The 4,288-nt window shown below is 45.6% G+C and carries 2 protein-coding genes; one reads left to right on the forward strand and one right to left on the reverse strand.

Annotated elements, in window-relative coordinates:
* Positions 1-413 precede the first annotated feature (413 nt).
* Positions 414-3,596 (reverse strand): patatin-like protein, encoded by a 3,183-nt coding sequence (locus RMO27_RS15565; protein ID WP_309734123.1) that lies wholly within the window; start codon positions 3,594-3,596, stop codon positions 414-416.
* Between the two features lie 383 nt (positions 3,597-3,979).
* Here RMO27_RS15565 and RMO27_RS15570 point away from each other — a divergent pair.
* On the forward strand, positions 3,980-4,288 hold a 309-nt coding region (locus RMO27_RS15570), incomplete at its 3' end, for a flavodoxin-dependent (E)-4-hydroxy-3-methylbut-2-enyl-diphosphate synthase (protein WP_309734126.1).

Raw genomic sequence — 4,288 nt, forward strand, 5'->3', positions numbered from 1 at the left:
GTCAACCTTTGTGGTTGACGAGGATTGTTTATTTTGTAGAGCTATCAACTATCAACTAACCCACCGTGAGTTCGGGATAAGAAAAATCGATCTGCTCCGCTCAAGCACCGCCCTGAACTATAAGTTCGGGCTAAAAGCAAAAGTTCGTTGAAACGAACTGCCAAATCACTTAGTTCGTTGAAACGAACTTTTGCTTCTAGCCCGAACTTTTAGTTCAGGGCGGTGCTTGAGCGAAGCAAATCTGTTTTCCTTATCCCGAACTCACATTATTTAACGAGAAAATAGAAGCTCTATTGATAAGCAAAAACTGACTTTTCAAACACCTTCTAATCTTGCCTCACCAGAAACAACCGATACAGTCCTTGAGATTGCTTTTTATTCGGTTTCATCATGCCCAATTCTGTTCGCCCTAGCTAAAATTCCCGCGATTGGGGTAAAAAGGGACTGTTCTTATTGCCAGTTAACCGTTTCAGGCGCATAGTTTGTAAAAACCAACAAGCGATCGCACCGGGCAGCGATACCAACAACCACAGCGGCGACAACAGTAACGCCAACACGATCCCCCCAATCGCGGTAATCATCCCCACCAGTTGGAGCAAAATAATTCGAGGGCGGCGATGCGCGGCACCCAGCTTGATGCTGCCGCCCTGAAGCCACCAATAAATCGATTGTAAGATCCCATCCAGCCAGTGATACAGGGGATGGCCGATCGTTTGGGTGCGGGTGGAGGTTCTAAATGCTTTAACGAGCAGCGCGCGCAGGAATAAGACGATCTTGGTACAGAGATCAATCGAGTTAACCAAGGGCATATTTTCCCAGAGTTTATCCACACCAATTCGATATTGATGACGAAAGAAATTCTGTTGTTGGGTAGCTAAATTGGTGAGTGATTGCTGGACGATCCGGACGATCGTATTAGGATTGGAGGTGGGGAGTGATGAGGGATTTAGATCGCTCCGATTGGAGATCCAATTTTCGTTCGGGACTTGAGTGCTATCGCCCGGTAGTCGCCACCAGCCAGTTTGCTCGTCCATACCTTCGATTGCGGAGTGAACGTCGCTAGTCAGGATTTCGCGCTGTCCGGCGAGTACTAAATCTGCTAAAATCTTTTGGAGTTCAAGCCTGTCGATCCGCAATCCTGGTTGGGCTAAATATGTTAAATGTTGGCTGATGACTTGACGTTCTTCGCCAGATAGATGTGGGAGTGATTCATTAATTAGCCAGTCTAGATATTGAGCCGGATCGCTATTCGTATTGGCGGCTTCTCGTTGGACAAAATTGGCAAATGCCGTTACCGATTTGGGGGTAATCGTCCCTTCTAAGATCCGATTTAAGCCATCCAATCTGCCCCAGAGCAGATCGTTAGATCGCCATGATTTTTTGAAAAAGCCGCCAATATTGTAGAGCTTATCGCCGCCGAGTTTTTCTTCACTATTTTTACCATTCCCCATCCCGAGTTGGGCATTCTCGGGACTGATACAAATCGGATTAACTATTTCTTTTTCATTCAGACTAGTCAGATATTCAAATGGATATAGCTCGCGATCGAGAGCTTCAAAAGTCCGCCATTGTTTTAACAATTGACTGCTATAGCGATCGCCAAATTTCTCGATCTCAATCTCCGCAGCGATGGCAATCTGCTTTAAAATACTCGGAAAGCTTTGATTATAATCATTATCGTACTCTAATTCCCGATCTGCCCAAATCATTGGATGCAGATTGCTACTCTGTTGCAGCTCGGCAATCCGTTGTTTGAATTGAGCAAAGACGCTCGAAATTCTGGCTTGGGATAACCACCGCTCGCGATCGCTTTTTGCTGCCAGCTCTGGTAAATCCAACCAAAAATACACAGCAACTGTTTCTAGCTTCGATCCCGATGCCGCATCGGGGATAAATGTCTGAAATTTAGTGCCATTTAACAGAAACCGATGTAATCTAAAGATTAGCTCGTAGACTAGTGCGCGTAGCCGACGATCGTTGCCTTCTTGATTGATTAAGTAATAAAAATAATTACTCACAGATCGATCGCTCAATAATAACTCGATGCTAGACCTAATTACTTCTAGCAACTTAATATTGCAGCTTAATTGCTTGGACAAACATTCCAAATTTTCGCGCTCGCCGATCTCTAGCTCTGTCGCCAATAAATCGCCAATCCGATCGATAATGTAAAAATGTTGGCGGATACTATATTCAACATCTAAATCGATAATTTGCGACTCAAATCGATCGATTAATTTGTGATGGTGGTGGCGTTCTTGATTGTTCGTAAATTTACTAGTCAAGATCCGCTCGATCTTATCGAGGGTGACTGAATACTGGGTATTTTGCGATCCCAGATCTGCATGTAAAAGTAAGGGCAAATTGCGATCTCTAAAGTCAAATAATCTACCCCGTAAATAGATCTGCGACTGAGTGCGATCGCTACTTTCTAATAATTGCTGAGATTCCACCGCTTGCTCGGCGCGATCGATCAGGGTTTGATAGCGACGCACTTTGTGATTGTGTTCGTGAATCGTGCGTAGATCGTTAGTAATACTCTGATGGATCGGAATCGATAAAGTTGTGGCTTGCAAAAATTTACCCGCCCGTGCCGATCTATTCTTGCCTAGTGGCAATCGATCTGGTACGCGATCGGGATTGGGATCGACATAAAACAATTTGCGGTTGCCCGCTCGATTTGGTAATCGATAATAGGCTTCCTTCATCAAGCAAGTTAGTGGGGCATTGTCGAGCAAACCACCATCGAGAAAATATAATTTGTCGCTGCGATCGAGTGGTAAATCTGGCGAGTAATGTTTTGATAATTTCCCCCAAGTTACCAACTGGCGATCGACTAAGTTATTGCGATCTTGTAAATCTACTTCTACCAGTGGAAAAATTACTGGCGTTCCCGCCGTAATCTGACACAATTTGACTAAGGCTTGATAGGTATCATTCGGCGATCGCGGTAAATCGGGATCGTTATAGTAGGGATTGAATGGCTCTTTGCGGCCTTGGCGGTGTTTGAGTCGAAACATCGCCCGATGATTTTTCGATCTCAGATTGAGGGTATTTTCATCGAGAGATCGATCTATTTTACCGAGATAATCAGTCCCGGCGATCGCCAAATCTAATTCTTTCGTACTCGAAAACCATTCTTGGGATGAGCGTGGTAATTTATATTCGATCGCTTCGATCGCGGTCGTCATCAATCCCCGCTGATAAAAACTCTGACTGGGAGCATTTGCTGCGCTCGGTTGCGGCTTAAAGAGATTTGGTTTTTGGAGCAATTTGAGCAGATCGCCACTATTGCGCCAAATTTTGGCAAATCTACTGTAATCTACCAATTCGCGCGCATTGCTGTTGGCAATCGCAAAAGCCAGCAAGATGCCATTGACACCACCAGCCGAACTGCCAGAGATCAGATCGACGACCAAATCCGCATCCGTCAAAGCTTTGACCAATTTATAGATGCCGCGACCTCGGACTGCGTGATAAAACTCCTGACAGACACCATGGGTATAGATTGCCAAGGACACACCGCCATAGACCACCAGCCCCAATTGCATTTCACGTAAAAACTTTGGCTGATAATAGCTACGCTGATTAGACATGATTGCAGAGTACGAGCAATAACTGGGTAGGAAGTCCGGGGGTGAAGAGAAAAGATCGACAATGCAGGAGCGTAAATCTAGTCGATCTGGCGGTTGAATATCTGCACAATAGCTAAGACATATACCATCAGATGCGATCGATATTAGCCCCTATTTTAACAGGCTCTGCGGCGATCGGGAGTAGATCGAGCTAGCCTGATGATGGCTACTTTCAGTATTTTTGCTGATTACTCATTAGACTACACCAAGATCGGTCTACCCGATCGTTAACTGCCCAAATTAATCACACCGATCGAGTAGCGCGATCGTCGCTACCAAAAGAGCCAAATTGTGGCAAGCTGAAGGGTAGATCGTTGCAGCCAAATCTTCACTCTTATTTGCATATGCAGACCTTGCCAGCACCAAGTCCATCCGCTTACAGTAATTTAGGTACAGATACCACGATTCATCGCCGGAAGACCCGTCCTGTCGCTGTTGGCAACATTACGATCGGCGGTCAAAATCCCGTGGTCGTCCAGTCGATGATTAATGAAGATACATTGGACATCGATGGTGCGGTCGGTGGCATTCGCCGTCTCCACGAGATCGGTTGTGAAATCGTCCGCGTCACTGTACCCAGCATGGCTCATGCTAGGGCTTTGGCAGAGATCAATCAAAAACTGATCGAGACATATCAGATCGTGCCCCTGGTG

It is taken from the genome of Chamaesiphon sp. OTE_75_metabat_556, from assembly GCF_031378165.1.
Lineage (GTDB): Bacteria > Cyanobacteriota > Cyanobacteriia > Cyanobacteriales > Chamaesiphonaceae > Chamaesiphon.